The sequence below is a fragment of the Chryseotalea sp. genome (assembly GCF_057350905.1).
Genome location: NZ_JBMRCF010000003.1, coordinates 109,653 through 134,520 on the forward strand (window position 1 = coordinate 109,653; position 24,868 = coordinate 134,520).

The following is a 24,868-nucleotide window of genomic DNA, read 5'->3' on the forward strand; positions in this document are numbered from 1 at the left end:
AAAAAATCGAAGCCTGCATCCAAGCGGGCTTCGATTTTTAGCCGTTTACCACAATCTCAATCTACTTTGTTTTAGATTTAACTCTGCCCTCTTCTTTCAAAGCTTTAGAAAGTAAAAACTCAATCTGACCATTTGTACTCCGAAACTCATCGGCAGCCCATTTTTCGAGCGCCTTTAATAGCTCTGGTTCTATCCGAAGTACAAATGGTTTTTTCTGAGCCATAGTGATCAGTTATCTGTTTAATTATGTAAGGTGCCCGTATTAACCACCGGACTAACATCTTTATCTGCACAAAGTACAACCATTAAGTTACTCACCATGGCCGCTTTTCTTTCATCATCCAGGTCTACAACTTTTTGCGCAGACAATTGCTCCAAGGCCATGTGTACCATGCTGACAGCACCCTCAACAATTTTATGACGAGCCGCAACCACTGCAGTAGCTTGTTGTCTGCGTAACATGGCACCTGCAATTTCAGGAGCGTAAGAAAGGTTTCCTATACGTGCTTCAATAACATGAATACCCGCAATGTCTAAACGGTTGCGTAGATTTTCTTCCAGCGCGTGGTTCACCTGAGCGTGCCCAGAACGTAGCGTAAGTTCCTCCACGTGATCAAAGTTATCATAGGCAAATTCACTAGCCAAGGTGCGAACAGCAGAATCGCTTTGTATACGCACAAAGTTTTCGTAGTTATCTACTTCGAAAGCAGCTTTAAAGGTGTCTTTTACCTGCCACACTAAAATAACACCTATTTGAATAGGGTTACCGATCTTATCGTTCACCTTTATTTTGTCACTTTCAAAATTTCGGGCACGCAACGAGATGGCTTTCTTGGCGAAGAAAGGATTGACCCAGAAAAAGCCGTTGGATTTTGCCGTGCCCTTGTAATCTCCGAAGAGTACAAGTACAACAGAACTGTTCGGGTTAATGAAAAAGAAGCCCGGTGTTAATACCAGCGAGAGCACTAAAGGAAAAATAAAGATTGGATGGCGCATGACAATCAGGCCAAACAGGCTAAAGCAAAAGGTTAGAAAAATAATCACCAACATGACATAACCTGACATGGGCGAAAAGTCTTTTTCATTTTTCATCTGACTATAATTTTAGGGTTAAGGACGAATAAAACCAAAGGCTGAGTGCAATGGGTGATCAAAAGTAGGAATTAATTTAATTTGATATTAAAATGATATCAAATTAATAAACGACTCCTTTCAAATAAAGTTTCAGGATAGATAAACAAATTCACTCTTGAAAAACTGTAACTTTGCACTTTCAACCCATAGATTCGATTGAAGCCCTCTAGAATATCCATAGCCGACATACTTCTTTTTGAAAACGAAGACTTCTTCCTGGTCAATAAGCCGCCCTATATGTCTACTCTTAACGATAGGGTAGAAAAAGTAAACCTATTGGCCTTGGCCAAGGAGTACTCGGACGATGCCCAGGCTTGCCATCGTCTGGATAAAGACACTTCGGGTGTACTGGCCTTTGCCAAAAATCCGGAAGCTTATCGCCACCTCAGCATGCAGTTTGAGCATCGGGAGGTTAACAAAATCTACCATGCCGTAGCCGATGGAATCCATCGTTTTCAAAACCAATTGGTAGATGCGGCCATTCTTAAACAGGATGATGGTATTGTTAAACTCTCCCGCCAGGGGAAAGAGGCGCAAACCTATTTTACTTCCATTAAATCGTATCGTCAACATACTTTAATAGAGTGCAGGCCCATCACCGGTCGTATGCACCAGATCCGCATCCATTTGGCCAGTCTGGGTGCTTCCATTGCCGGAGATGAGCAATATGGAGGTAAGCCAGTTATGCTTTCGCAACTGAAAAGGGGGTTTAATTTAAAGAAGTATACAGAGGAACAGCCCCTGATGAAAAGGATGGCACTTCATGCTTTTTCGCTTGAATTCAGCCTTTTAAATGGCGAAAAACAGCGATTTGAGGCTCCTTATCCAAAGGACATGGCCGCTTTGGTGAGACAGTTGGAGCTTTCTTCCTGAAGTTGACAATTGACAAAAATCAATTAACCAAGCTTTTTAAACTGTCAACTACCTGATTGTCAATTAATTTCAGGCTATTACGTTATTATTAACACGGCACTTTGGATAATCTCAACCAAACACCTACTTTTGTGTCCCTTTTTAGAATAGAAGGGTATTTAAACAATTAAAACTTAATAAAGTGGATCATTTAAGTTACAAAACCACTCACGCCAACAAAGCAACTGCTGAGAAGAATTGGGTATTGGTTGATGCAAAAGATCAAGTTCTTGGTCGAGTAGCCAGCCAGGTGGCAAGCATTATCCGTGGAAAAAGAAAGGTCAACTTCACACCTAATGTGGATTGTGGAGATCATGTGGTAGTTATCAACGCTGAAAAGGTAAAGATGACAGGCCGTAAGTTAACGCAACGCGTATTGTTCACACACTCTGGTTATCCAGGTGGACAACGCGAGCACACACCTACGCAGATCCTGAGCAAACACCCTGAGCGCTTGATTGAGCACGCAGTACGCGGTATGCTTCCTAAGAACAAACTTGGCAACGAGTTGTACAGAAGCTTGCATGTATACGTGGGCGATCAGCACCCTCACGAGGCACAACAACCTAAACAGATTAAATTCTAACACATGGAGACTAAAAACGCAGTCGGTAGAAGAAAGACTTCCATAGCCCGTGTTTACATAACACCCGGTAATGGCGCTATTCTTATCAATAACCGCGAACTGAAAACATATTTCTTATCAGAAATACATCAAACTACTGTGAAGCAGCCTTTAGCCGCTGCTAAACTGGAAGGCCAATACGATGTAACAATTAATGTAGAAGGCGGTGGAATTAAAGGACAGGCCGAAGCAATCCGTTTAGGTATTGCCCGTGCACTGGTTCGCGTAAGCGAAGAAAACAGAGCAGCCCTTAAAGTGGATAACCTGCTTACCCGCGACTCTCGTATGGTTGAACGTAAGAAGTTCGGTCGTAGAAAAGCGAGAAGAAGATTCCAGTTCAGCAAACGTTAATCGATTACGACAATGGCACAAAAAATTACCTATCAGGAATTATTGGAGGCAGGTGTACATTTTGGTCACCTTACCCGCAAGTGGAACCCAAAGATGGCCGAGTACATCTTCATGGAGAACAATGGTATCCACATTATCGATTTAAACAAGACTTTGTCTTGCCTGGATGAGGCGAGCTTTGCTTTGAAAAACATTGTACGTTCTGGTCGTAAGATCATGTTCGTAGCAACGAAGAAGCAAGCGAAAGACATCATCACAGATGAGGCAACGCGCTTAAACATGCCTTTCGTAACCGAGCGTTGGTTAGGTGGTATGTTAACAAACTTTGCTACTATCCGTAAGTCATTGAAGAAACTTTCTCAGATCGAGAAGTTGATGAAAGACGAAGCGTTTAACAACCTGGCGAAGCGTGAGCGTTTGATGATCACCCGTGAAAAAGCAAAATTGGAGAAATTGTTAGGCGGTATCACCGATCTTAACCGTTTGCCAGCTGCCCTTTTCATCATTGACGTTAAGCGTGAGCACATCGCAGTAACAGAGGCGTTGAAGTTAAACATCCCTGTATTTGCTATGGTGGATACTAACTCAGATCCTACAACAGTAGATTTCCCTATCCCTGCTAATGACGATGCTTTCAAATCAATCTCTATCATTGTAAAACACATTGGTAAAGTAATTGAAGAAGGTTTAGCTGAGCGCAAGAAGGACAAGGAAGATGTAGCTTCTAAGAAAGACGAGGAAGAAAAGCGTAAAGTTGACGAGACCGTTGCTTAATTAGCCAATGACTCAATTAGCCGATGTTTAATTGTCGGTAAATAATAAGGACATCGGTTAATAGCCGATGTCTTTGTTTTAAGACAGGCCTCTGAGAAGAGGGAAAGAAAAATAGTAATTCGTAATTCTAAAATTGTAAATCAAGATGATATCAGCACAAGACGTAAACAAACTCCGCGCAATGACTGGTGCGGGTATGATGGATTGTAAAAAAGCCCTTACCGAAGCCGAAGGTGATTTCGAAAAGGCCATTGAAATATTGAGAAAAAAAGGACAGAAAGTATCTGCTTCCCGTTCTGATCGCGATGCAAAAGAAGGTTCTGTTTTTGTGAAGAGCAGCGATGACAAAAAAGAAGCCGTATTGATCGCCCTTAATTGCGAAACAGATTTCGTAGGTAAAAACGAAGAGTTTCAAAACTTGGGTAAGCTGATTGCAGAAACTGCATTTACTAACAAACCTGCCACAAAAGAAGCTTTGTTAACACAAGCTGCTGGTGGAGGTTTAACCATCAACGATAAAATCATTGAACTAGTTGGTAAAATTGGTGAGAAGATCGAGATCAGCGAATATGTGCGCATGACAGGTGAGGCAGTTGTGCCTTACATCCACATGGGTTCTAAGTTAGGTGTATTGGTTTCATTGAAAGGTGTTAACGGTAAAGATGTAACAGAAGCTGGTAAGGATGTAGGTATGCAAATTGCAGCCATGAACCCTGTAGCGGTGGATGAAACACAAGTTGACAAATCCCTTATTGAAAAGGAATTGGAGATTGCTAAAGCGCAAATTCTTGCTGAAGGCAAGCCTGAAAACATGGTAGAAAAAATTGCAGCTGGTAAACTGAACAAGTTTTTCAAAGACAGCACTTTGTTACCACAGACTTTTGTGAAAGACAGCTCTAAGACTGTTGCACAATATTTAGATAGCGTAACTAAAGGCTTAACAGTAGTTGAATTTAAGCGTGTCATGATTGGTTAATCCATCAACGCCACAACAAATAAAAAAGGGAGTCGCTTGACTCCCTTTTTTGTTTTACTCTTTTCGGGTAAGTCGCAATATGATAACAGCAAAAATGGAAAAGTGAAAGACACAAAATCCATAGAGCACAGTGATTAGAGCTACTTGCAGGCCCCCCATAATTACTTGAAAGGGTAATACTTCTACAATAGAAGATAAGTCACGAAAAATTTCGAAAAACCCGACTAAGGTACTAAAAGCACCCCATGCCAATGCGAATCCACCCAATTGCTTAATGGTTTCAATCCACTTGTCGTGAATGACTTTTTTCTGTGCATTAAAAAAGGCAACATAAATGATCAGTGCCATGTTGAGCAAGAGTATGAAGGTCATTACATGCATGTACTCAACACCCCCGGAAACGTAGAAATCTGATAAGCTCATAAGTATAAAGTTTAGTAAATGATTTTGATTGAACAAGTTTAATCGAATCATCGCGCTTAAAAACAGTTTTGTGATGAGTAACGGATTAAGTGCACTATACTACTGATGGGGTAGACTTACTGTCGAAAGGCCTGTCAAATCTGTTGAAAAGCCAGACTGCTAACATCTTTGCAGAAAAATCTTTATCTATGCCATAGATGAACAAGGTCGAAGCTTTAATTGACAGGATTTTATCGCAGCGTTGGGTGCTGCACACCATTTTTTGGCTCTCCATTGTTGTTGTTTATGTGCTATTTCTTGGTAAACAAAGCGAGAATTATTTTCAAACGTTCATTCTTGTACTGTTGCTGATTCCGGTAACCATGGCAACCACTTACTTTTTGAATTACCGACTTATTCCGGATTACTTAATGAAGGAAAGGTTTGTAAAATTTATTGCCTATTTTCTTTACACAATCTTAGCCTCGCTCTTTGTTGAGATGTTCATTATTATTCTTCTATTTATCGTTTTGGCCGATTCGCATATAAGAAATATGAATCCCGCCTCTACCGATATTTTCTTTTTGCTATCTGCATTATTAATGGTGGTTTTTTTAGCTGGAGCGATACGATTGCTTGGCTATTGGCGAAAATCGCGCGACAATTATCATACTTTAATGAAAGAAAAAGTAGAAACAGAATTGCGTTTTTTAAAGAGTCAGCTTAATCCTCATTTCCTTTTCAATACCCTGAACAATCTTTATTATTTATCAACTCAAAAATCTGACAAAACACCGAAAGCGATCTTGGCCTTAAGCGAAATATTAGATTATGTATTACACTCAGGTAAGACCAGCCTAGTGCCTTTACAAAAGGAAGTTGAGCAAATGAATAACTACATTCATTTAGAGTTATTGCGTTATGAAGACAGGGTACGTGTATCCATTACTGATGAAGGTGACATGAGCCACTGGTCGTTACCGCCCATGACACTACTTACTTTGCTGGAGAACGCTTTTAAACATGGTGTAATGCCCATGGTTGACCAATCGTGGATAAATGTAAAGATAGTCAGTACACCCGCAAACCTTAACCTGTTTATCTCGAATAGTAGAATAGGAGAGGGACAGCCGGGAAGAGGTATTGGCTTACAGAATTTGAGAAACCAATGGCAATTGCTTTATGGCGATAAATTTACGCTTGTTGTACAAAATGAATTATCTAATCGTTTTGATGTGAACCTCCAACTTAATAAAGGAGCATGAGTATTCGTTGTCTTATTGTTGATGATGAACCACTGGCAAGAAAACTGCTGATCAGTTATGTTGCAACCTGCAAGGATCTGGTGCTGGCAGCAGAATGCGCAACAGCCATGGAGGCGAGAATAAAGCTCCGCGAGGAGAAGATCGATTTAGTTTTCTTAGATATTCAGATGCCCCAATTAAATGGTTTGCAATTGCTTCAGGCCTTGCAAATAAAACCAGCGGTTATTTTTACAACGGCCTATCGCGATTATGCACCAGAAGCTTTTGAGGTAGATGCAATCGATTATTTAGTAAAACCTATTTCGCAAGAAAGATTTCTGAAAGCAGTCGATAAGTATTATGAGCGTTTTCCAAATAATAGGTTAAGTACTGCGAATGAAAGAGTGGACACCATTTTTATTCGTGCCGACAGGGTACAACATAAAGTAACCAGATCAACTATTTTGTATGTAGAAAGCCTGGACAACTATGTTAAAATCGTTTTGAAAGACAAAACGATTATTACACGCGAAACAATTACCAGTTTAGAAGAAAGATTAGCACCACCAGATTTTGTGCGCATACATAGGTCTTTCATTGTTAATTCAAAAAACATACAAACAATCTCCTTAGAAAGTGTGCGCATTGGAGATAAAGAACTACCACTGGGCAGAGCTTTTAAGCAAAGAGCATTGAGTTTATTAAAAGGAGTTTAGACTTAATCTTGATTCGGCCTTGGTTCGTGTCCACACGAACCAACAATTGTGATCACAGAAGAAGTACGTTATATAGCAAAAAAATCCTGCTTCGATTATCTCCAAGCAGGACTTAATATCATTGGTTAAAGAATCTTTTATTTTAAATAGAATACCCCTTTCAATCTCGCTTCCTCCCAAGGTCTTTGTTTCCCCTCAGAAAGTCTTTCAACACTATTACGGGTATTCATAAATATGTCCTCTATACGTTGTGAAGTCTTGAGTTGCTTTAGTAATTCACCTGTATAGAGCCCGTTGGTACCTGTGCCATCCGAAGCCACAGAGCCCGGATCGGTTGAGTAAGCAATCAGGGTACCGCTCGGTGCATTGACACGCGCAAGACCGGCACCACCTCTTTTCCCGGCAGGGAAGGGGTTGTTACGGCAAGCATCCAGTATTACCATATTTAACCCTTCATCATTGGCAAACTCCATGGTATTTAATACGCCAGTCAGGGGTACACACTTTTGTTTAATATCTAAGTGTGATTGTATGTCGGCATCTACAGGCACTAAATAGTTTACGCCATCCACTTCCATGCCATGCCCTGCATAAAAGAAGATGGAAACATCCACATCCTGAATTTTATCACCAAAAGCATAGACGGCATTTTTCATTTTTTCATACGTGGCATTCTCAAGCAAGATTACTTCAAAGCCTAACTCTTTTAATGTAGCCGACATACTCTTGGCGTCATTTACCGTATTAACCAGTTTGCCTGCTGCACTATAATCAGCATTGCCAATAACAAGGGCAACTCTTTTTTTGTAGTTGGCGCTAGAACTTGTATGTGTTGGTTTTGTTGTGGCAGATGGCTCACAGTTGATATAAATATCCTTTTCAATTACTTGCGATGATGAACTTTGTGCAGCTACCCTGATTCTGTTTTTACCAGGGCTAAGCTCTACTGGTGCCAGGAAAGTACCATCCGTGTTTAGGGAAATTTTCTGATCGTTAATAAATAGTGAGTTGATACGATCAAGGCCCTCTATCTTACCCTCTACTGTTAATGAGGTGCTTCTCACGGTTTCCTCCCCGTAGTTTCTATTAACAGGCGGGTTGATAATTTTAATTTCTGCAGGATTGTTGCGGATAACATCATATAGATACACATTGCCTGTAGCAGAACCTACAGCGAGAATACTTCCATTTTCAGAAAGTGAGATGCTACTCGGTTTTTCATCAATGGATGTACCCTGACGTATCTCGCCTTTATCCAGGTTGACAAGAAAAATGTTGCGCGTGTCTTCGCAGAAATAGGTAACGCTGGAAGAAGTTGGTCCCATGGTCATACCATCAATGCGGTATTGCAATGAAATTCTCTTGTTCTCCTGTCCAGTAGTCCAGTCATAACTGATCAGTACATTTCTGCGTTCCGGCTGTTGTCCTGCTTTGAGCCCACCTTTCGGTATAAAAACTTCCTGCATGCCGACTACAAAAAAATCTGCGCCACGACTACTGGCGGCAGACTGAATAACAGAACGTGAGTTGGCATACTCACCACTTTGTAATTTCAATTCGCGCAGAAAGCGTTGATTGATAACTTCCCAGCTAAAAGTATTGCCGATGTTATTAATTACTGCCAGTTGCTGACCAAAACGATCGAAGCCCATAAATAAGGGATTCTTAACATCGCCAACTGTTGCAATGCGTGCCTGCGTCATGTTGGCACGCAGGTCATACACTTCAATGAGCCCTTTTTTACTCAGACTGGTTACAAATAACTGATTGGGATCAAGGGTAACCAGCATGGGTTCACTAAAGCGCTGTGTTCTGGTTGTTTTCGAAAAATCTTTTAATGCGTATTCAATTAATTCACCATCTGTCTTTACAGCAATAAGAGAATTGTTGTTGGTAAGAAAATTCAAGAGCAGGCATTTACCTACCCCTTTCTGGGTATGTACAACGGTATTGCTATCGGTATCATAAATAATAATATTTCCTTTTGTATCGCTGCAAGCGATGAGTTTGCCATCATTTGAGATGGCGAGTTTATCAATACCTGTCTTTGGGGATGCAGCATACTTACTTAAGGGTGTAAGAAAAATATCCTGCGCCTGTGTTTCGGTGATACCTATGGTTGAAAGCAATAATAAAGCAAGTGATAGCCTGAACTTATCCATAATAGAAAAAGAATACTTGATAAAATGATTGAGTAAAAACACCTAATTTTTATAACATCAGGTTGATAAGCATTACTCGGTCTTACCAATAATCACACCAATACCAATGTTCAACTGAAATAGTGGACTTATTGAATACTCGTCTTCAGTCGGATAACTATTTGCAAGATTTATTAGGTAGTTGACGTTGGCATCAAGGTTGATTTTTTCTGTAATGAAATATTTTAAACCTGCGTACGGACCAAGATTCATACTGGAGTAATCTCCTAGAGGAATATAGTTAATCTCCGCTCCACCATAAGGCATAAATTTAGCATCTGCAGTTAAGAAGGAGTAGGTACCATAGAGCCCCAGACCAACATTTGCCCTGAGCTTATTCTCAGTCTTACTAGGGTCATTTGCGCTAATTCGCACGGGTTCTCCAAAAAAGCTTATTGCTGGTTTCAATCCCATCTCAATATTTTGTGTAAAGAACTTACCTATTTTCAGGTATATGTTTCCAGAATATATCTTATCATCAACTCCAAAAGTGGTTGTTCTGACAGAGCTATAGTTACCGGAAAATTGAATTGATAAGTCACCAGCCTGTTGTTGAGCCTGTGAAGCGATAGCGAGTATTAAGAGGGCGAGGGTTAGTATTTTTTTCATGGTTGTTTATTTGATAATAAAATTAGTAAATGGTTTCGACTTTAGATAATGCGATGCATGCAGAGCATTAATGGGTTCAGATAATACGAATAATAAATTAGAGAATCAAGACATGCTGAATAAAATATTTAATACTTACGTTGATCGTTGATAAAAAAAATCTCCATAATATTGTAGCATAGTAGGGTAGTTGTGAAGTTGGTGTGTACATTAAATTATGTACAATATTCTAAAACCAAATTCTTTGCTTTGCGTATCTACGTTGTATTCTTAAATAAGTTGGCTTCTATGAAACCTAAATCCTACCCAATCATTGCTATTCTTTTTTTAACTACCTGTATTCCGGTATGGTCGCAGATTCAGGCTGGTGCCAAGCTTGGTTATAACTTTAGCTCAATACGAGGGGTAAAAGAGTACGATGTTGTACCCTCTTATAATGTGGGGGGATTCGCCAAGTATAAAATAACGGACTTCCTACACGCAAGAGCTGAATTATTGTATTTTCAGCAAGCAGCCAATCTTGAAGATTATTTTGTGTTGCCTGGTGAATTATTTCGCAGCAAGTCAAGGGTTACCTTTCACAACCTTCAGGTACCCATACTGGCTGAATTAGGTTTACCTTCTTTGGCAGAAGAACCATTGCAACCAAAACTTTTGATTGGTGGCTTCTTTAGCTATACACTGTATGCAAGAGAACACTTTAATAATAATGTAACCGTAACCGGGTATGATAGAATGAAATACCAGGGCACCTCAAATGTTACCTCAATTTTTAACAGAGCACAATATGGTTTGCAGGCAGCAGTGGTGGCAGAGTTACAAGCTTTTGGTTTTCCGGTAACCATGGAGTTCCGTTATCAATATAATTTGAATCCTTTCAGTGAAGGTGATAATGCAAACCGCTATAATTTATCAGCTACCCACGAACGTTGGGGCGATAAAATGTACTTGTCAACACTCAGCTTTAATATAGGTGTAAAGCTGATCGATCTATAAACCAATTAAAGACTCTTACTAAACAACCAATTAATTATGAAAACCAATAGAGTATCTCGCCTGCTATTTGCTTTAGCATTGGCGTCAATCTTTATCGCCACGTGGTCCTGTAATGACGATGACGGGCCGTCACTTCAATCACTGCGCGAAGACAGACTTAAATTTATTGAAGATTCACTGAGAGTCAGTGACTCACTACGACTTACCAATAATGCAGGTATAGTAAACTACGGTGTAACCATCGTTAATGGTTCTACTTCTTCTATTTTTGCTAACGGTAGAACTGATGCAACACAAGCAGCTATTGATGGTGCTATTGTAACCATCAGCCAGTACGGTAAAGTAATGAAGGACACTACCGATGCTTCTGGTATCGCGGTGTTTAATGGTTTCTTCAGAAGTGCTGTAAACATTACGGTAGAAGCTCCTGGCTTCACTAAAGTAAGCTACATTGCTGCAGTTAACATTCAGGATTCAACCAGAACAGGAACGATCAGTTTCGTTGGTAACATTATTCCTGTATTTGCTACTACAGGTACAGGTACAGCTACCATTAGCGGCAGAGCCACTATTCAAACAGATTTAAGAAATAAATCAAGAGAGTTGGCACCTGATGGAACAGTAGTAACTGCTAACATTGATGCAAGCAATGGTTCTGATTTTTCAGATAAATTCCTGACTACTGATATTGATGACTATAAATATACCAGCGGTTGCGGTTGCGAGTTTATCTATGTAGGTAATATACTGCAAGCCAGCTATCAGACAGAAGCACGTGGTACAGTAGCAGGTGGTAACTACAGCATTACAGTACCTGCTGCCATTGACGGTTTACCTCTCATCTTAAATTATTCTGATGTGGCCACTGATCAAACATTGTTTGTAGAAGATGGTGACCCTGATTACTCTGATGATACCCCTGGTGATCGTACAGTAAGTGTGCGTACTTTGTTCGGTCCATCTATTGCTGCGGATGATATACCTTCAGGCTCAACTGTAAACATTGATTTTGAGTCATTCTCTTCTCCTGCATCTGCCAACGCAGTAGTTTCTACAACCTCTGGAACACTTGACAGAATTAATGTTACTGCTGCTGGTTCGGGCTACTCCGGAACACCTTTGATTGAAATCACCGGTGGTGGTGGAACAGGTGCTGCCGCTACAGCAACAGTGGTAGATGGTCGTGTGACTAACATCACGCTAACAAACCCTGGAACAGGTTATACAGGAACACCCACCGTTACGCTATTATCAGGTGCTGGTGCAGCTGCTTCAACAACTAACCTTTCTCAGGACGGAACAGTGACTTCAGTAGTTATCACAAACAGTGGTTCTGGTTATGTTACCGCCCCTACAGTTACCATCACTGCACCCACAGGTACAGGTTTAACTGCGCCTGTTACTGCAACAGGTACAGCGACCATCGTAAACGGTCGTGTAACAGGTGTTACTATCACTAACCCAGGTGCAGCTTACATTGCTAACCCTACAATTACTTTCTCAGCACCTCCAGCCGGTGGTGTCAACGCAACAGCCAATGCATTCTACTCAGGTCAGTCTGTTTCTGATGTGCAGGTAACAAACCCTGGTGCTGGTTATTCTTATGCACCTGCTGTAACTTTCTCTGCACCAAACATTGTTACAGGTGTAAGAGCAACGGGTACAGCCTTGATTAACCCGATTACAAGACAGGTAACAGGTATTAACATTACTAACCCTGGTATGGGTTACACCGCTACACCTACAGTTACTTTAAGTGCTGTAACAGTGCCTGCAACAACAGAGGTATTCCTGACAGGTGGTTCTGTATTGTCAGCAGATATTGGTTCTCAAGGATCAGGCTATGCTTATGCTCCTACTGTTGTATTCACCGGTGGTGGTGGAACAGGAGCTGCTGGTACAGCAGTACTTGTAAACGGCAGAGTTGTTGGTATTAACATCACAAACGGTGGTGTAGGTTATACTTCAGCTCCTACTATTGAATTGAACTCTGGTGAAAATGCGCAAGGTTTCGCTACGGTAACTAACGGTGTGATCACAGCCATTACGGTGACAGATGGTGGCTTTGGCTTTACAGGTGCACCTCGCGTTGTAATCGGCTCTTCAGTTGGTGGCGGTGCTACTGCAACGGCTACAGTAAATGCGGCCGGAGCAATCACTGGCATCACGGTTACTGCCGGTGGTACTGGCTATCTTGAAGGAAACTCTCCTTCAGGAGGTGGTGTTGATTTCAGCGCAATCAAAGGCCTAAATGGCGATGGTGCTTCTGAATTTGATGTAAAACCAGGTCTTACTTATATCAATGATATTTATTACGGAACTGGTAATAAGCAAGAGAATAACTAATTCGAATTAGTTACTTAAATAAACTGAACCTGGCTACGAAAGTAGCCAGGTTCTTTTTTTTCACACTAAGGCTTCTTTTTTTAAAAAAAGGATAGAATTTCTGAAACCCTTTTTTAAATTTACTCGTAAGGAGTGTATTATTTTAATGCTATAAAGCCCATGAAGTTATAATTTCCTGTTTGGTACGCCCAAACACTGAGTGACACTAACAGTCACTCTCCTTCATTTAATTCGTACCATATTAACTTCATGTATGTCATTCTTTACAAAAATCAAATCAGCCTTATCATTATTTAAAGAAGCCCTCTTGGGTTCTGAGCAAAGCTTTACTACCGGCAGCATTGACCGTGCTATATTTTTACTCTCTGTACCCATGATTGTGGAGATGGGTATGGAAGCACTCTTTGCTATTGTAGATGTCTTTTATGTAAGCAGATTAAATGATACCAATGCCATTGCCGTGATTGGTCTTACAGAATCCATGCTTACCATCATCTATTCTATTGCAATAGGATTAAGCATGGGTGCCACAGCCATGGTGGCCAGAAGGGTAGGCGAGAAGGATATTAAAGCAGCCGAAGTAGCCGCAGTGCAGGCGCTTTTTGTCGGGCTTAGTTTATCCATCATCATCAGCATTGTGGGTGGTATTTTCGCAGACGATCTATTGAAACTCATGGGCGCTGATGAAGGCGTTATCGCTGCCGGTGCTGGCTATACGCGCTGGATGTTCAGCGGTAATGTTACTATCATGATGCTCTTTTTAATCAATGCTATTTTCAGAGGAGCAGGTGATGCCTCTATTGCGATGCGTGCACTTATTTTAGCCAACGGTCTTAATATATTACTTGATCCGATTTTTATTTTCGGCTGGGGTTTTATTCCAGGTTATGGTGTAGAGGGTGCAGCCATTGCTACCAACATTGGCAGAGGTATTGGTGTCACTTATCAATTGTATCATTTACTAAAAGGTAAAGGGCTGATTAAACTTCACGCGCAGAACCTTATCATCAAATGGAATATCGTTTGGAATCTGTTGAAGGTATCAGCGGGGGGTACTGCCCAATTTGTTATTGCGTCTGCCAGCTGGATTTTTTTAGTGCGTATCGTTTCAAATTTCGGTAGCAGTGCATTAGCAGGTTATACCATCGCCATCAGAGTGATTGTATTTGCTATTTTACCGGCTTGGGGTATGGCCAATGCAGCAGCAACTTTAGTAGGACAAAATCTCGGAGCAGGGCAACCTGAAAGAGCAGAGAAATCTGTTTGGCGCACTGCTTTTTTTAACATGATTTTTCTTGGCCTTGTTACAATCCTATTTTTCTCTATGGCCGATCCTATTTTAAGATTGTTTACAAGTGATGAAGGAGTATTAGAAAATGGTATTCTGTGTTTACAGATCGTTTCACTGGGTTATATCTTCTATGCCTATGGCATGGTGATTAGTCAGGCCTTTAACGGAGCGGGTGATACGGCCACACCAACTGTTCTTAACTTCTTTGGCTTCTGGACCTTTCAAATACCACTGGCCTATGCCTTAGCGATTATTTTTGATTTCGGACCTCCGGGTGTTTACGCTGCCATCTCTATTGCAGAATCCTGTATCGCCATTGTTGCTATTATCATTTTTAAACGCGGTAAGTGGAAGTTGGTGAAGATATAGGAAAAGCTACTTGCTGCGAGCTTCTAGCCACTTGCCAAGTTGTGTGAGGTTAAAGTGCGTTAGTTCAAAATTCTTTTTGTAAAATCAGCGTCTCTGAAAGGACGCTGATTTTTTTTATAAATTTTCTTATTAAATAATAATGAATTGCTTTAGACGAGAGACATAGTGGTTGAGGCACAGTTATTGGTGCTATTCGATGATGATCCTAATAGCAAGCAGGTGAGCTAATAATTGATAAAATTAATTACTCTTATTTTCCTTTTTACTAAAAGCGGCCTTCACTGCTTTGTTTAATTCTTCCCCCGCTCTTTTCAAGCTCGCTTCAACTTCTTTCCATTTTTCTTTATTCTCGGCTTCTTTTTTAAAACGTTCAGCCGATTCTTTCAATTCCTCCAGACGCTTTTCTAATTCTTTTTGTACACGTCCGCCAGATTCCTGCACCTCTTTGGAGAATTCATCCATACGCTTACCAAAGTTTTTAAAAAACTTTTCTGCCGATCCTTCCTGTTCTTCTGTGGTTCCCATGATTATTAATTTTAACTTCGTTTTTCTAACCTGAAATTACCATGAATGTAACGGAACAGCAAGACCCGCTTGATTTCATTAAAAATATGCTTGAAAGTAAGTCGGACGCCAAGCAGCGCACTTACAAGCACCTGCTATCCACTTTTCAGATGCTCCGGGAAGAGGCCAAATGTGTGGTCGATGAATTGATTAAAAGAAGTAATCCGCTTGACCATGAAGTAACCATTGAATTTCAGGAGGTGAGCAAACATGAATTTCATGTTAAACTTGCTGGCGACTTGCTGATATTTGTACTGCACACCAATGTGGTAACCTTTGCACCGGATCATCCCATCATGCAAGATCCTTATATCCAGGAGAAAGAAGTTAACCGATATTTTGGTCAACTTAACATCTATAACTTCATGTCTGACTCATTGAAGTTTAACCGTGTTAATGATCCGGGCTATCTTATTGCACGGCTGATGATTAATCACGAGAATAGATTTTTTGTTGAAGGCGAGGGGCCTATTGCCAATTTGTTTAATGGTATTTCTGAAGCACCTGTTTCAGGTGCTTATTTGCAACTACTTGTAAAACTTGCACTTACCATTGCCATAGAAAATGATTTGATGGCGCCTCCCTACCAGGATGTGAAATTCATTACACTCTACCAAAAGCTTGAGCATACGCCTGAATTAGGTGGAGGGCAAAAAATAGGCTTTAAAATGAGTCACGAACGCCAGCAAGGTCAGTAAGCTTTAGTATATTTGTTATAAGATGAGCATCAGCCGGATTATACTCTTCATACTCTTAATTATATGCACAGCAGCCTGTGCTTCAACGCAACGAAATAAAAAACTGAAGCCAGGTAAGTCTATTCCTTGTCCACAAAAAGATTGCTGATGAATTTACGAAAAATTGTAATCGCTATCGATGGTTATTCTGCCTGTGGTAAGAGCACTACCGCAAAAGAAGTAGCTAAAATACTGGGCTATAAGTACATAGACAGTGGCGCCATGTACAGGGCCGTTACCTACTACTTTCTTGAGCATTATGTATCGCTGAGCAACCCAAAGGAGATAGAGGCTGCGTTGGACAAAATAAAAATAAGCTTCCATGTAAATGATGACATGGAAACCGAGACTTTCCTGAACGGTCTTAAAATAGAAAAGGAGATCAGGAAAATGCGTATTTCTGATAACGTGAGCCAGGTAAGCGCCCTAAAGCCAGTCAGGGTTGCCATGGTAAACCAGCAGCGCAAATTAGGTCGCGAAAAAGGTGTGGTTATGGATGGCCGCGATATTGGCACTGTGGTTTTCCCGGATGCCGAATTAAAGGTTTTTATGACTGCCGATATGCAGGTACGGGCTTTTAGAAGACAACAAGAGTTACTGAAAAGTGACAAAATGGTTGATCTGCTGGAAGTTATGGAGAACATACACATGCGCGACCAGATCGACACAACACGGGCAGAGAGCCCGTTAAGAAAGGCGGATAATGCCATTGAAATTAACACTACCCACATTACCATTGACGAACAAGTTGAGGCTGTGGTGCACTTAGCCATTAGCCGGATACTGGCTCCCCAACTCCACATCTAAGGCTAAAATTTTAAGTTGATAAGTGGTTCAGCTATTCTGTAGCAATACCTTTTGTTTGTCGTTATAATTACTAATTTTGCCACTTTCCTAACCAAAATACTGCCCATCATGGGAAAATTCATACGGTTAAAAAAGGGTTTTGATATCAATCTGGCCGGCAAAGCTGCCCTGAAGCTCTCTAACATCGAACAAGCAGAAACTTTCGTCATTAAACCAGACGATTTCCATGGCATTTACATGCCTAAGGTAATGGTTAAAGAAGGCGATACAGTTAAAGCTGGAAGTCCTCTTTTTCATGACAAAAAGAATGAAAAGATTGTTTTCACAGCACCGGTAAGTGGTGAGGTGGTAGAGGTTAAGCGTGGCGAAAAGCGTAAACTTATTGAAATCAAGATCTTAGCTGATAAGACGGTAGAGTCTTTGTCATTTAATAAGTACTCTGTTTCTGACCTGGCTAGTCTGGGTAAAGAAAAGGTACAGGAGCAACTGCTCAGCAGTGGTGTTTGGGTAAACCTGGTGCAACGTCCTTATGGCGTGGTAGCCAATCCAACAGAAACACCTAAGTCTATTTTTATTTCTGGCTTCGATTCACATCCGTTGGCACCAGACTACAACTTCATCTATAAAGGGCAGGAGCAATTCTTCCAGGCAGGTGTGGATGTATTGAAGAAACTGACTACAGGCGCTGTTCATGTAAATGTTCACTCCGAGCGTGAAATATCACCTGTTTTCTCACTGGTGAAGAATGCAGAGTTGAACAAATTTTCAGGCCCGCATCCATCAGGTTGCGTGGGCGTTCAGATTCACCACATCGACCCTATCAACAAAGGTGATGTTGTCTGGACAATCAATCCTGCAGGTGTAATCCAGATTGGTAAGCTATTCTTAAATGGTATTGTAGACAGTGCCAAGATTGTAGCCGTGGCAGGATCTGAAGTGAGCGAACCTCAGTATTATAAGACTTACACGGGTGCTTCTGTGAAGAAGTTCCTGAACAATAATTTGAAGAACGACCATGTGCGTGTTGTGTCTGGAAATGTTTTAACCGGAACCAGCATTGGTAAAGAAGGTCACATGGGCTTCTTCGATCAAATGATTACAGTTATTCCAGAAGGTGATCACCATGAATTCTTAGGTTGGATCACACCATCTGCAAATAAAGTAAGCTTCCACCGCGCCTGGGGATTGTTCTCATTCCTGAACCGTGCTAAAGAAGCGGTTGTAGACAGCAATACACATGGTGAGCCACGTGCTTTTGTACAAACAGGCGTTTTCGAGAAAGTAGTGCCGATGGATATTTTACCAACACATCTTCTGAAAGCAATTATTGCCGAAGACTATGATGATATGGAGGCCTTGGGTATCTACGAAGTAATTGAAGAAGACCTTGCATTATGCGAGTTTGTGGATGTTTCCAAACACAACGTGCAGAGCATTGTTAGAGAAGGTATAGATTTATTAGCGAACGCATAATATGAAGTTTTTACGTAACACATTAGATAAAGTAAAACACGACTTCGAAAAAGGCGGTAAGTACGAAAAGTTCTATTATGCTTTTGAAGCGTTAGAGACTTTCGCATTTGCGCCCAACACTACCGCAAGTACTAAAGGCGTACAAATTCGCGATGGTGTGGATTTGAAGCGTTTAATGATGACAGTGATCATAGCCATGGTACCCTGTCTCATCTTCGGTATTTTTAACGTAGGTCATCAGCATTTCTTGGCTACTGGTCAGGCAGCGAGTATGATGGACAAGTTCTGGGTAGGTGCTTTACAAGTGCTGCCAATCGTTATTGTATCGTATGGCGTAGGTCTTGGTGTAGAATTTATTTTCTCCATGATTCGCAGACATCCGGTGAACGAAGGTTACTTAGTAACGGGAATGTTAATTCCTTTGGTAATGCCTCCGGATATTCCACTTTGGCAAGTTGCTGTGGCTACCATCTTTGCCGTTATTATTGGTAAAGAAGCTTTTGGTGGTACCGGTATGAATGTGGTAAACATTGCCTTAACTGCACGTGCCTTTTTATACTTTGCATATCCAACACAAATCTCTGGTGAAGTTTGGGCTTACATTCCCGAGGGTGCACAAACAGTAGCAGGTTATTCGGGCGCAACACCACTTGCCATCGCTGCAGAGAGTGTAACATCTGGAGCTAATGTGGTAACCAGTTTAAATTCCTTTGGTGCAGGATGGGCTGATGGTATTTTCTCTTTCGGCAACTTATTCTTTGGCGCCATGCCAGGCAGTATTGGAGAGACCTCAACATTGATGTGCCTGATTGGTGCCTTTATTTTATGGGCCTCCGGAACAGGTAGCTGGAAAATTATGGTAAGTGTATTCGCTGGTGCCTGGGCTACTGGTTTATTGCTGAATGGATTGGCGGTAAATCCCTACATGGAAATGCCAGCGCATTATCACCTGGTAATCGGTGGTTTGGCCTTTGGTGCAGTGTTTATGGCGACAGATCCGGTAACGGCTGCGCAGACTGAAACAGGTAAGTGGGTATATGGATTCATGATTGGTTTATTCACAGTATTGATCCGCGTGTTTAACCCCGCTTATCCTGAAGGTATTATGTTGGCGATATTGTTGATGAACGTATTCGCTCCACTCATTGATTATTTCGTAGTAAGTGCTAACAAAAACAGACGATTAAAACGTGCGACAGTCTAATCTTTATATCGTAATGTATGCAGCCATCCTCACGGTAGTGTGTGGTGGTCTGCTCGCCTTTGCAGCAGAAGGTCTGAAAGAAAAGCAACAAGAAAACGTTGCATTAGAGCAAAAGAAAAACATTCTGGCAACGGTAATGCAGCTGAAAGAAGGTGACGATGCAGCCACTATTTACGGCAAACGCGTAAAGGCTTTTGTTATCGACTATAACGGAAACCTGAAAGAAGGAATGAAGGCTGAGGATGTTGCTGTTGGATCAGAATACAAAAAAGCTCCCGAAGAAAGATTATTGCCAGTCTACGAATTCTCTAATGAGAGTGGCCAGGTAGAATCGGTGGTTATGCCTGTGTATGGTTATGGTCTTTGGAATAATATCTGGGGCTTCGTTTCCCTCGAATCGGATTTCAATACCATTAAAGGCGTGAAGTTTTCTCATGCCGGTGAGACTCCTGGCTTAGGAGCCCGCATCGATTCAGATGAGATTCAGGATCGTTACAAAAGCAAAGCTATTTTTGAAGGCGATCAGGTTGCCTCTGTAGTCATGATGAAGGGTGAGGGTATGGACTACTCAGATAACAAACATAAAGTAGATGGCATGTCAGGCGCAACATTAACAGCGAAAGGTGTTAATAATATGTTGCAGGACTATTTCGTCTGCTATCAGAATTATTTGAAGAAGAATAAAAAGTAACGGAGCGATGAGTACAGAAACTGCAGAAGTGAAAGTAGCTAAGAGCGAACCACTTTTTTCTAAGAAGAACAAGAAATTATTAACTAACCCCTTAGACATCGATAACCCGATTACTGTACAAGTATTGGGTATCTGCTCAGCGTTAGCGATTACATCTCAGATTAAGCCAGCGATCGTAATGTCACTGGGTTTAACATTTGTAACAGCCTTCTCAAACTTATTCATTTCCATGTTACGCAATACGATTCCTTCACGAATCCGTATTATCGTACAATTGGCGATTGTATCGGTTTGGGTAATTATGGTTGACCAGTTGCTAAAAGCATATGTATATGACATGTCCAAGCTCATGTCTGTGTACGTAGGTCTGATCATCACAAACTGTATTGTAATGGGCCGCCTGGAAGCATACGCCATGGCCAATAAGCCTTGGCCTTCTTTCTTAGATGGTTTGGGCAATGGTTTTGGTTACGGACTTATCCTGATCAGCATGGCCGTTGTGCGTGAGTTATTTGGTTCAGGTACTTTATTTAAAGGCTTCGCTTTTGAGTGGAAAGTATTCGAATCGATGGGCTTGCACTATCAAGGCAATGGTTTATTGTTACTGCCAGCAGGAGCGTGTATTCTGATTGGTGTTATTATCTGGATTCAAAGAAGTATTAACGGTTACAGAGAGCATTAATATGGAAAATTTAATAAGCATTGGCGTTCGTTCGATTTTTATCGACAACATGATTTTTGCTTACTTTTTAGGTATGTGTTCATTTTTGGCCGTATCTAAAAAAGTGAAAACAGCATTTGGTCTTGGTATAGCCGTTGTATTCGTTTTGGGTATTACAGTACCCATCAACTGGTTAATTCAAAACTATGTATTGACAGCAGGCGCATTATCCTGGTTAGGCGAAGATTTCGCTACTATCGATCTTGGCTTCCTACAGTTTATTATCTTCATTGCAGTAATTGCGGCCATGGTACAGTTAACAGAAATGGTGGTTGAGCGTTTCTCTCCTTCATTGTATGGTGCATTGGGTATCTTCCTTCCGCTGATTGCTGTAAACTGTGCAATTCTTGGTGCTGCCCTTTTTATGGTGAGCCGTCCTTATAATTTGGCCGAAGCCACTGTGTATGGTGTGGGTTCAGGCATTGGCTGGATGTTGGCCATTGTTGCCTTAGCAGGTGTGCGCGAAAAAATGCGTTACTCAGATGTGCCAGGACCTCTTAGAGGCTTGGGTATTACATTTATATTGGTAGGACTTATGTCTTTAGGATTCCTGAGCTTCCTGGGTTTCACAGTATAAATTTTTAAACTTTGACATGATGAAGAGGCTTCTGTTTGTTGACAGAAGCCTTTTTTTATAATCTGCTAATCAGTTTAGCCATTTGTTTCTAAGAATCAACAAACAAAGGCGATCCGTCAGACCGCTGAATACTGAAATAAACAGCGGTCAGACGGATTTAAGGTGATGAAACGGATTGCTAATTTTTATAACTATGGAAAGCACCTTTCGAAAATTTATTCGCTACTTTTTTAGTGGCACCTTATTTATAGTACCACTTACAGCAACGGCTTATTTTATTTATGTGTCGTTTAGCTGGCTGGATAGTTTGCTCAACCTGCCTTATCCGGGTTTGGGTTTTGTAATTATACTGGTGGCCATTACTGGCTTTGGTTATCTCACCTCTAATCTGGCCTTTCAAACTTTATCTACCTGGTTTGATCATGGTATGAATAGAATCCCTTTAGTGAAATTGATTTACTCCTCACTCAAAGATCTGCTCAATGCTTTTGTGGGCGATAAAAAGAAATTCAACAAGCCGGTGTTAGTAAAAATCAACAGCGAGAATCAATTGTATCAGATCGGCTTTATAACACAAGGCGATTTATCCTCTCTTGGTTTAGCCGACATGGTATCGGTGTATCTGCCACATTCTTACGCGTTTTCAGGTATGCATTATATTGTGCCTAAAGAAAATATTAAGCCACTCAATATTTCAGGCCCGGTAGCCATGAAATACATCGTATCGGGTGGCGTGTCAGGATTTACAGAACAACAATAGATGCTGCTCGATGCTCGAAACTCTAAGCCAGATGCTAGTTACTCGAGGCTAGATGCCAGCAGCTCCATGAGAATGTCCAGACTCAAATTACTATATTTAACAATGCGAAAATTCTTTTCTCTATTTGTGCTCTTAGCTGTATTCGCTTGCCAGCAGGACGAAGCAGATAAACCTAAAGTAGAAACAGGTGGAGTTGGTGCTATTGGTTTGAACAAAGCCGTATTGCAGGCAACGTTGTTAGAGGTGGGGCCGATTAAACCCGCGCAATATGGATTTCTGTGGTCGACAAGCAACGGTGTAAATGCCATTTCAGCACTAGGTAAAATAGTAGTAGGTGAAGCTTCTGAGGGTGAGTTGCCTTACAGTTATGAAATGACTAACCTGAGTCCGGGAACAGCCTATTTTGTAAGGGCGTTCGCAGCCACCAATGGATTCACCAATATTTATTACGGTGATGAAACAACATTCACCACCAGCTTACCGGCCGACTATGTACGCACCCTTACCGCTGCGGAGGTTACCAGCAGTACAGCAAAACTGAATGGTGAACTGATTGACTTAAATGAATTAACAACTGCACAATATGGCTTTGTGTGGGCCCTCGCACCGTTCAATTCAGTTTTACAGGGCAACGTAGTGGTTACTGGCACAGCTTCAGCGCCATTAATGTACCAATCAACCTTATCATCATTGCAGCCACAGACTACCTATTACTACAGGGCCTTTGTAAGCAATCAAGAAGGCACTGTAGTGGTGTATGGCGATTTGTTATCTTTCACAACAGCTAACTGAACCTTTGAATCTTTTTCCATCTACCGAGCGACTCAGAAAAATTACCGTGAAGGGGAAAGATATTATTCTGGCTGATTACAGCGGACTGAAACAAGCGGAAATGATTGAACTTACCCAACAACATACAGAATGGGTATTGGCAGAAGCGAAGGAATCTTATTTTATAGCTAACTACGTGCAAACTTTCGGCTCTCCTGAATACATGAAAGCTGCCTACGCCTTTACACAAGCTACTAAACCATTTATACCGAAGGGTGCTTTTTTAGGAATTACCGGAGCTAAAATCGGCTTGCTCAAAGGCGTCACCTACTTTATGAAAGTAAACTTCAGGGCTTGCAATACAGAAGAGGAGGCAATACAATTCTTAACAGATTAGTTAATAACACCAGATCCGATTAATTCTTCGTCACGATACCAGGCTGCAAATTGCCCGGGTGTAATGCCCCTTTGTGCCTGATCAAAAACAATGTAAAGGCCTTCGTCTCTTTTAAACAAAGTACATGGTTCCAGTTTTTGTCTGTAACGAATTCTAGCCAGGTAATTCGCAGACTCGCCTGGTGATAATGCCATGTCTTCCCTGATCCAATGCTCATCTGCGTTGGGAATAAACAATCCTTTTCTGTAAAGACCAGGATGATCTTCGCCCATGCCCATGTAGATAACATTGTCTTGGGTGTTAGTGCCAATGACAAAAAGCGGTTTTTCATGCCCACCCATATTCAAGCCCTTACGCTGACCAATGGTATAGTAATGCGCGCCTTTGTGTTCACCCACCACACGGCCAGCATCAGTGCTTAAGGAATAAGCTTTTGTGCTGTTAACCAAATCATTTGCATCGAAAGTCTGATTGAAGACTTCCGCGTTTGCAGGGACTTCAATAACCTTACCTTGTTTGGGTTTGAGTTGTTGTTGTAGAAAATCAGGCAAGTGTACTTTGCCAATGAAACAAAGTCCTTGCGAATCTTTTTTCTCGGCAGTAGCCAAACCAATTTCTTTAGCAATGGCCCTGACTTCGGGCTTAGTTAATTCACCAATAGGGAAAAGCGCCTTTTCCAATTGTGACTGCTTAAGCTGACAAAGAAAATAGCTTTGGTCTTTATTATTATCCTTACCAGCCAATAGCTGATACACCGTTTTACCATTTACAACGGTAGCACTTTTTCGCGCATAGTGACCCGTTGCTACATAATCGGCACCGAGTTTCAGTGCGGCATTTAAAAAGATATCGAATTTAATTTCGCGGTTGCACAGTACATCAGGATTGGGTGTACGACCGCGTTCATATTCGGCAAACATGTAGTCCACAATCCTGGCTTTGTATGCTGCACTTAAGTCGATGGCTTGAAAAGGAATGTTAAGTTGCTGCGCAATGATCATGGCATCATTGCTGTCGTCCAGCCATGGGCACTCATTGCTGATGGTAACAGAATCATCATGCCAGTTCTTCATGAACATACCAATAACCTCGTAGCCCTCTTGTTGTAACAGATAGGCCGTAACGCTGGAATCAACCCCTCCGGATAATCCGACAACTACACGTTTTCCTGCTCCTGGTAATGACATATTCTTTTTTCTTTGGTTTGGGCTTACAGCTAT

General features: G+C 41.3%; 27 protein-coding genes. 20 read left to right on the top strand and 7 right to left on the bottom strand.

Going from position 1 to position 24,868, the window contains the following annotated elements; genetic code table 11:
• Positions 1–61 precede the first annotated feature (61 nt).
• Together ACO1XM_RS06255 and ACO1XM_RS06260 are read right to left on the bottom strand one after the other, a co-directional pair.
• The gene (locus ACO1XM_RS06255) at positions 62–223 is read right to left on the bottom strand and encodes a type II toxin-antitoxin system antitoxin (protein WP_486226967.1); all 162 of its coding nucleotides are present in this window, start codon (positions 221–223) and stop codon (positions 62–64) included.
• Between the two features lie 17 nt (positions 224–240).
• Positions 241–1,092, bottom strand: coding sequence for an SPFH domain-containing protein (locus tag ACO1XM_RS06260; protein WP_486226969.1), 852 nt, complete (start codon positions 1,090–1,092; stop codon positions 241–243).
• A 198-nt stretch (positions 1,093–1,290) separates the two neighbouring features.
• Here ACO1XM_RS06260 and ACO1XM_RS06265 point away from each other — a divergent pair, with 198 nt between their 5' ends.
• The 5 genes from ACO1XM_RS06265 to tsf all read left to right on the top strand — a co-directional run bounded on the left by ACO1XM_RS06265 (position 1,291) and on the right by tsf (position 4,772).
• Entirely contained in the window at positions 1,291–2,007 is a 717-nt protein-coding gene (locus ACO1XM_RS06265; protein WP_486226971.1) for an RluA family pseudouridine synthase, read from the top strand.
• A 181-nt stretch (positions 2,008–2,188) separates the two neighbouring features.
• On the top strand, positions 2,189–2,632 hold the full coding sequence (gene rplM, locus ACO1XM_RS06270) for a 50S ribosomal protein L13 (RefSeq protein ID WP_127122945.1): 444 nt from the start codon (positions 2,189–2,191) through the stop codon (positions 2,630–2,632).
• Between the two features lie 3 nt (positions 2,633–2,635).
• The gene (gene rpsI / locus ACO1XM_RS06275) at positions 2,636–3,022 is read left to right on the top strand and encodes a 30S ribosomal protein S9 (protein ID WP_486226973.1); all 387 of its coding nucleotides are present in this window, start codon (positions 2,636–2,638) and stop codon (positions 3,020–3,022) included.
• 12 nt (positions 3,023–3,034) lie between these two features.
• A complete protein-coding gene (gene rpsB / locus ACO1XM_RS06280; RefSeq protein ID WP_486226975.1) occupies positions 3,035–3,796 on the top strand; it encodes a 30S ribosomal protein S2 in 762 nt (253 codons plus the stop codon).
• 145 nt (positions 3,797–3,941) lie between these two features.
• Entirely contained in the window at positions 3,942–4,772 is an 831-nt protein-coding gene (tsf, locus tag ACO1XM_RS06285) for a translation elongation factor Ts (RefSeq protein ID WP_486226977.1), read from the top strand.
• A gap of 54 nt (positions 4,773–4,826) precedes the next feature.
• On the opposite strand, the gene ACO1XM_RS06290 is transcribed toward tsf, so the two are convergent.
• Complete coding sequence (locus ACO1XM_RS06290) at positions 4,827–5,195, bottom strand: MotA/TolQ/ExbB proton channel family protein (RefSeq protein ID WP_486226979.1); 369 nt, start codon at positions 5,193–5,195, stop codon at positions 4,827–4,829.
• 197 nt (positions 5,196–5,392) lie between these two features.
• Here ACO1XM_RS06290 and ACO1XM_RS06295 point away from each other — a divergent pair, with 197 nt between their 5' ends.
• Complete coding sequence (locus tag ACO1XM_RS06295; protein ID WP_486226981.1) at positions 5,393–6,439, top strand: sensor histidine kinase; 1,047 nt, start codon at positions 5,393–5,395, stop codon at positions 6,437–6,439.
• Positions 6,436–7,134, top strand: coding sequence for a LytR/AlgR family response regulator transcription factor (locus ACO1XM_RS06300; protein ID WP_486226983.1), 699 nt, complete (start codon positions 6,436–6,438; stop codon positions 7,132–7,134). Before ACO1XM_RS06295 ends, ACO1XM_RS06300 begins: the two co-directional genes overlap by 4 nt.
• 137 nt (positions 7,135–7,271) lie before the next feature.
• Here the strand turns inward: ACO1XM_RS06300 and ACO1XM_RS06305 are convergent, their stop codons facing one another.
• Positions 7,272–9,296 carry a caspase family protein gene (locus ACO1XM_RS06305; RefSeq protein WP_486226985.1) on the bottom strand — a complete coding sequence of 675 codons (2,025 nt, stop codon included), beginning with the start codon at positions 9,294–9,296 and terminating at the stop codon, positions 7,272–7,274.
• Positions 9,297–9,368: 72 nt separating this feature from the next.
• Positions 9,369–9,944: an outer membrane beta-barrel protein gene (locus ACO1XM_RS06310; RefSeq protein WP_486226987.1), complete on the bottom strand. Its 576-nt coding sequence runs from the start codon at positions 9,942–9,944 to the stop codon at positions 9,369–9,371.
• Between the two features lie 288 nt (positions 9,945–10,232).
• Between ACO1XM_RS06310 and ACO1XM_RS06315 the strand changes: the two genes are divergently transcribed.
• From ACO1XM_RS06315 to ACO1XM_RS06325, 3 genes are all read left to right on the top strand, one after another.
• The gene (locus ACO1XM_RS06315) at positions 10,233–10,940 is read left to right on the top strand and encodes a porin family protein (protein ID WP_486226989.1); all 708 of its coding nucleotides are present in this window, start codon (positions 10,233–10,235) and stop codon (positions 10,938–10,940) included.
• A 36-nt stretch (positions 10,941–10,976) separates the two neighbouring features.
• Positions 10,977–13,286 carry a beta strand repeat-containing protein gene (locus tag ACO1XM_RS06320; RefSeq protein WP_486226991.1) on the top strand — a complete coding sequence of 770 codons (2,310 nt, stop codon included), beginning with the start codon at positions 10,977–10,979 and terminating at the stop codon, positions 13,284–13,286.
• A gap of 253 nt (positions 13,287–13,539) precedes the next feature.
• The gene (locus tag ACO1XM_RS06325) at positions 13,540–14,946 is read left to right on the top strand and encodes an MATE family efflux transporter (RefSeq protein WP_486226993.1); all 1,407 of its coding nucleotides are present in this window, start codon (positions 13,540–13,542) and stop codon (positions 14,944–14,946) included.
• 240 nt (positions 14,947–15,186) lie between these two features.
• Here ACO1XM_RS06325 and ACO1XM_RS06330 read toward each other — a convergent pair whose 3' ends face one another.
• The gene (locus tag ACO1XM_RS06330) at positions 15,187–15,471 is read right to left on the bottom strand and encodes a hypothetical protein (RefSeq protein WP_486226995.1); all 285 of its coding nucleotides are present in this window, start codon (positions 15,469–15,471) and stop codon (positions 15,187–15,189) included.
• Positions 15,472–15,512: 41 nt separating this feature from the next.
• Here ACO1XM_RS06330 and ACO1XM_RS06335 point away from each other — a divergent pair, with 41 nt between their 5' ends.
• From ACO1XM_RS06335 to ACO1XM_RS06380, 10 genes are all read left to right on the top strand, one after another.
• Positions 15,513–16,208 carry a hypothetical protein gene (locus tag ACO1XM_RS06335; protein ID WP_486226997.1) on the top strand — a complete coding sequence of 232 codons (696 nt, stop codon included), beginning with the start codon at positions 15,513–15,515 and terminating at the stop codon, positions 16,206–16,208.
• 147 nt (positions 16,209–16,355) lie between these two features.
• Complete coding sequence (cmk, locus tag ACO1XM_RS06340) at positions 16,356–17,054, top strand: (d)CMP kinase (RefSeq protein ID WP_486226999.1); 699 nt, start codon at positions 16,356–16,358, stop codon at positions 17,052–17,054.
• 108 nt (positions 17,055–17,162) lie between these two features.
• Complete coding sequence (locus ACO1XM_RS06345; protein ID WP_486227001.1) at positions 17,163–18,527, top strand: Na(+)-translocating NADH-quinone reductase subunit A; 1,365 nt, start codon at positions 17,163–17,165, stop codon at positions 18,525–18,527.
• A 1-nt stretch (position 18,528) separates the two neighbouring features.
• The gene (locus tag ACO1XM_RS06350; RefSeq protein ID WP_486227003.1) at positions 18,529–19,731 is read left to right on the top strand and encodes an NADH:ubiquinone reductase (Na(+)-transporting) subunit B; all 1,203 of its coding nucleotides are present in this window, start codon (positions 18,529–18,531) and stop codon (positions 19,729–19,731) included.
• Complete coding sequence (gene nqrC, locus ACO1XM_RS06355; RefSeq protein ID WP_486227005.1) at positions 19,718–20,422, top strand: NADH:ubiquinone reductase (Na(+)-transporting) subunit C; 705 nt, start codon at positions 19,718–19,720, stop codon at positions 20,420–20,422. Before ACO1XM_RS06350 ends, nqrC begins: the two co-directional genes overlap by 14 nt.
• Before the next feature lie 7 nt (positions 20,423–20,429).
• Positions 20,430–21,104, top strand: coding sequence for an NADH:ubiquinone reductase (Na(+)-transporting) subunit D (locus ACO1XM_RS06360; RefSeq protein ID WP_486227007.1), 675 nt, complete (start codon positions 20,430–20,432; stop codon positions 21,102–21,104).
• A gap of 1 nt (position 21,105) precedes the next feature.
• On the top strand, positions 21,106–21,720 hold the full coding sequence (gene nqrE, locus ACO1XM_RS06365; protein ID WP_486227009.1) for an NADH:ubiquinone reductase (Na(+)-transporting) subunit E: 615 nt from the start codon (positions 21,106–21,108) through the stop codon (positions 21,718–21,720).
• A 193-nt stretch (positions 21,721–21,913) separates the two neighbouring features.
• Positions 21,914–22,480: a DUF502 domain-containing protein gene (locus tag ACO1XM_RS06370; RefSeq protein ID WP_486227011.1), complete on the top strand. Its 567-nt coding sequence runs from the start codon at positions 21,914–21,916 to the stop codon at positions 22,478–22,480.
• A gap of 102 nt (positions 22,481–22,582) precedes the next feature.
• Entirely contained in the window at positions 22,583–23,272 is a 690-nt protein-coding gene (locus ACO1XM_RS06375) for a fibronectin type III domain-containing protein (RefSeq protein ID WP_486227013.1), read from the top strand.
• A 4-nt stretch (positions 23,273–23,276) separates the two neighbouring features.
• Entirely contained in the window at positions 23,277–23,648 is a 372-nt protein-coding gene (locus ACO1XM_RS06380) for a hypothetical protein (RefSeq protein WP_486227015.1), read from the top strand.
• Here ACO1XM_RS06380 and mnmA read toward each other — a convergent pair.
• Positions 23,645–24,835, bottom strand: a complete 1,191-nt coding sequence (gene mnmA / locus ACO1XM_RS06385) for a tRNA 2-thiouridine(34) synthase MnmA (RefSeq protein ID WP_486227017.1) — start codon at positions 24,833–24,835, stop codon at positions 23,645–23,647. The genes ACO1XM_RS06380 and mnmA overlap by 4 nt on opposite strands.
• Between the last annotated feature and the right edge of the window lie 33 nt (positions 24,836–24,868).

Bases quoted from the DNA above. Each gene is read 5' to 3' on its own strand.
- ACO1XM_RS06255 (WP_486226967.1), bottom strand. From the start codon at position 223: ATGGCTCAGAAAAAACCATTTGTACTTCGGATAGAACCAGAGCTATTA.
- ACO1XM_RS06260 (WP_486226969.1), bottom strand. From the start codon at position 1,092: ATGAAAAATGAAAAAGACTTTTCGCCCATGTCAGGTTATGTCATGTTG.
- rpsI (WP_486226973.1), top strand. From the start codon at position 2,636: ATGGAGACTAAAAACGCAGTCGGTAGAAGAAAGACTTCCATAGCCCGT.
- rpsB (WP_486226975.1), top strand. From the start codon at position 3,035: ATGGCACAAAAAATTACCTATCAGGAATTATTGGAGGCAGGTGTACAT.
- tsf (WP_486226977.1), top strand. From the start codon at position 3,942: ATGATATCAGCACAAGACGTAAACAAACTCCGCGCAATGACTGGTGCG.
- ACO1XM_RS06290 (WP_486226979.1), bottom strand. From the start codon at position 5,195: ATGAGCTTATCAGATTTCTACGTTTCCGGGGGTGTTGAGTACATGCAT.
- ACO1XM_RS06295 (WP_486226981.1), top strand. From the start codon at position 5,393: ATGAACAAGGTCGAAGCTTTAATTGACAGGATTTTATCGCAGCGTTGG.
- ACO1XM_RS06300 (WP_486226983.1), top strand. From the start codon at position 6,436: ATGAGTATTCGTTGTCTTATTGTTGATGATGAACCACTGGCAAGAAAA.
- ACO1XM_RS06305 (WP_486226985.1), bottom strand. From the start codon at position 9,296: ATGGATAAGTTCAGGCTATCACTTGCTTTATTATTGCTTTCAACCATA.
- ACO1XM_RS06310 (WP_486226987.1), bottom strand. From the start codon at position 9,944: ATGAAAAAAATACTAACCCTCGCCCTCTTAATACTCGCTATCGCTTCA.
- ACO1XM_RS06315 (WP_486226989.1), top strand. From the start codon at position 10,233: ATGAAACCTAAATCCTACCCAATCATTGCTATTCTTTTTTTAACTACC.
- ACO1XM_RS06320 (WP_486226991.1), top strand. From the start codon at position 10,977: ATGAAAACCAATAGAGTATCTCGCCTGCTATTTGCTTTAGCATTGGCG.
- ACO1XM_RS06325 (WP_486226993.1), top strand. From the start codon at position 13,540: ATGTCATTCTTTACAAAAATCAAATCAGCCTTATCATTATTTAAAGAA.
- ACO1XM_RS06330 (WP_486226995.1), bottom strand. From the start codon at position 15,471: ATGGGAACCACAGAAGAACAGGAAGGATCGGCAGAAAAGTTTTTTAAA.
- ACO1XM_RS06335 (WP_486226997.1), top strand. From the start codon at position 15,513: ATGAATGTAACGGAACAGCAAGACCCGCTTGATTTCATTAAAAATATG.
- cmk (WP_486226999.1), top strand. From the start codon at position 16,356: ATGAATTTACGAAAAATTGTAATCGCTATCGATGGTTATTCTGCCTGT.
- ACO1XM_RS06345 (WP_486227001.1), top strand. From the start codon at position 17,163: ATGGGAAAATTCATACGGTTAAAAAAGGGTTTTGATATCAATCTGGCC.
- ACO1XM_RS06350 (WP_486227003.1), top strand. From the start codon at position 18,529: ATGAAGTTTTTACGTAACACATTAGATAAAGTAAAACACGACTTCGAA.
- ACO1XM_RS06360 (WP_486227007.1), top strand. From the start codon at position 20,430: ATGAGTACAGAAACTGCAGAAGTGAAAGTAGCTAAGAGCGAACCACTT.
- nqrE (WP_486227009.1), top strand. From the start codon at position 21,106: ATGGAAAATTTAATAAGCATTGGCGTTCGTTCGATTTTTATCGACAAC.
- ACO1XM_RS06370 (WP_486227011.1), top strand. From the start codon at position 21,914: ATGGAAAGCACCTTTCGAAAATTTATTCGCTACTTTTTTAGTGGCACC.
- ACO1XM_RS06375 (WP_486227013.1), top strand. From the start codon at position 22,583: ATGCGAAAATTCTTTTCTCTATTTGTGCTCTTAGCTGTATTCGCTTGC.
- mnmA (WP_486227017.1), bottom strand. From the start codon at position 24,835: ATGTCATTACCAGGAGCAGGAAAACGTGTAGTTGTCGGATTATCCGGA.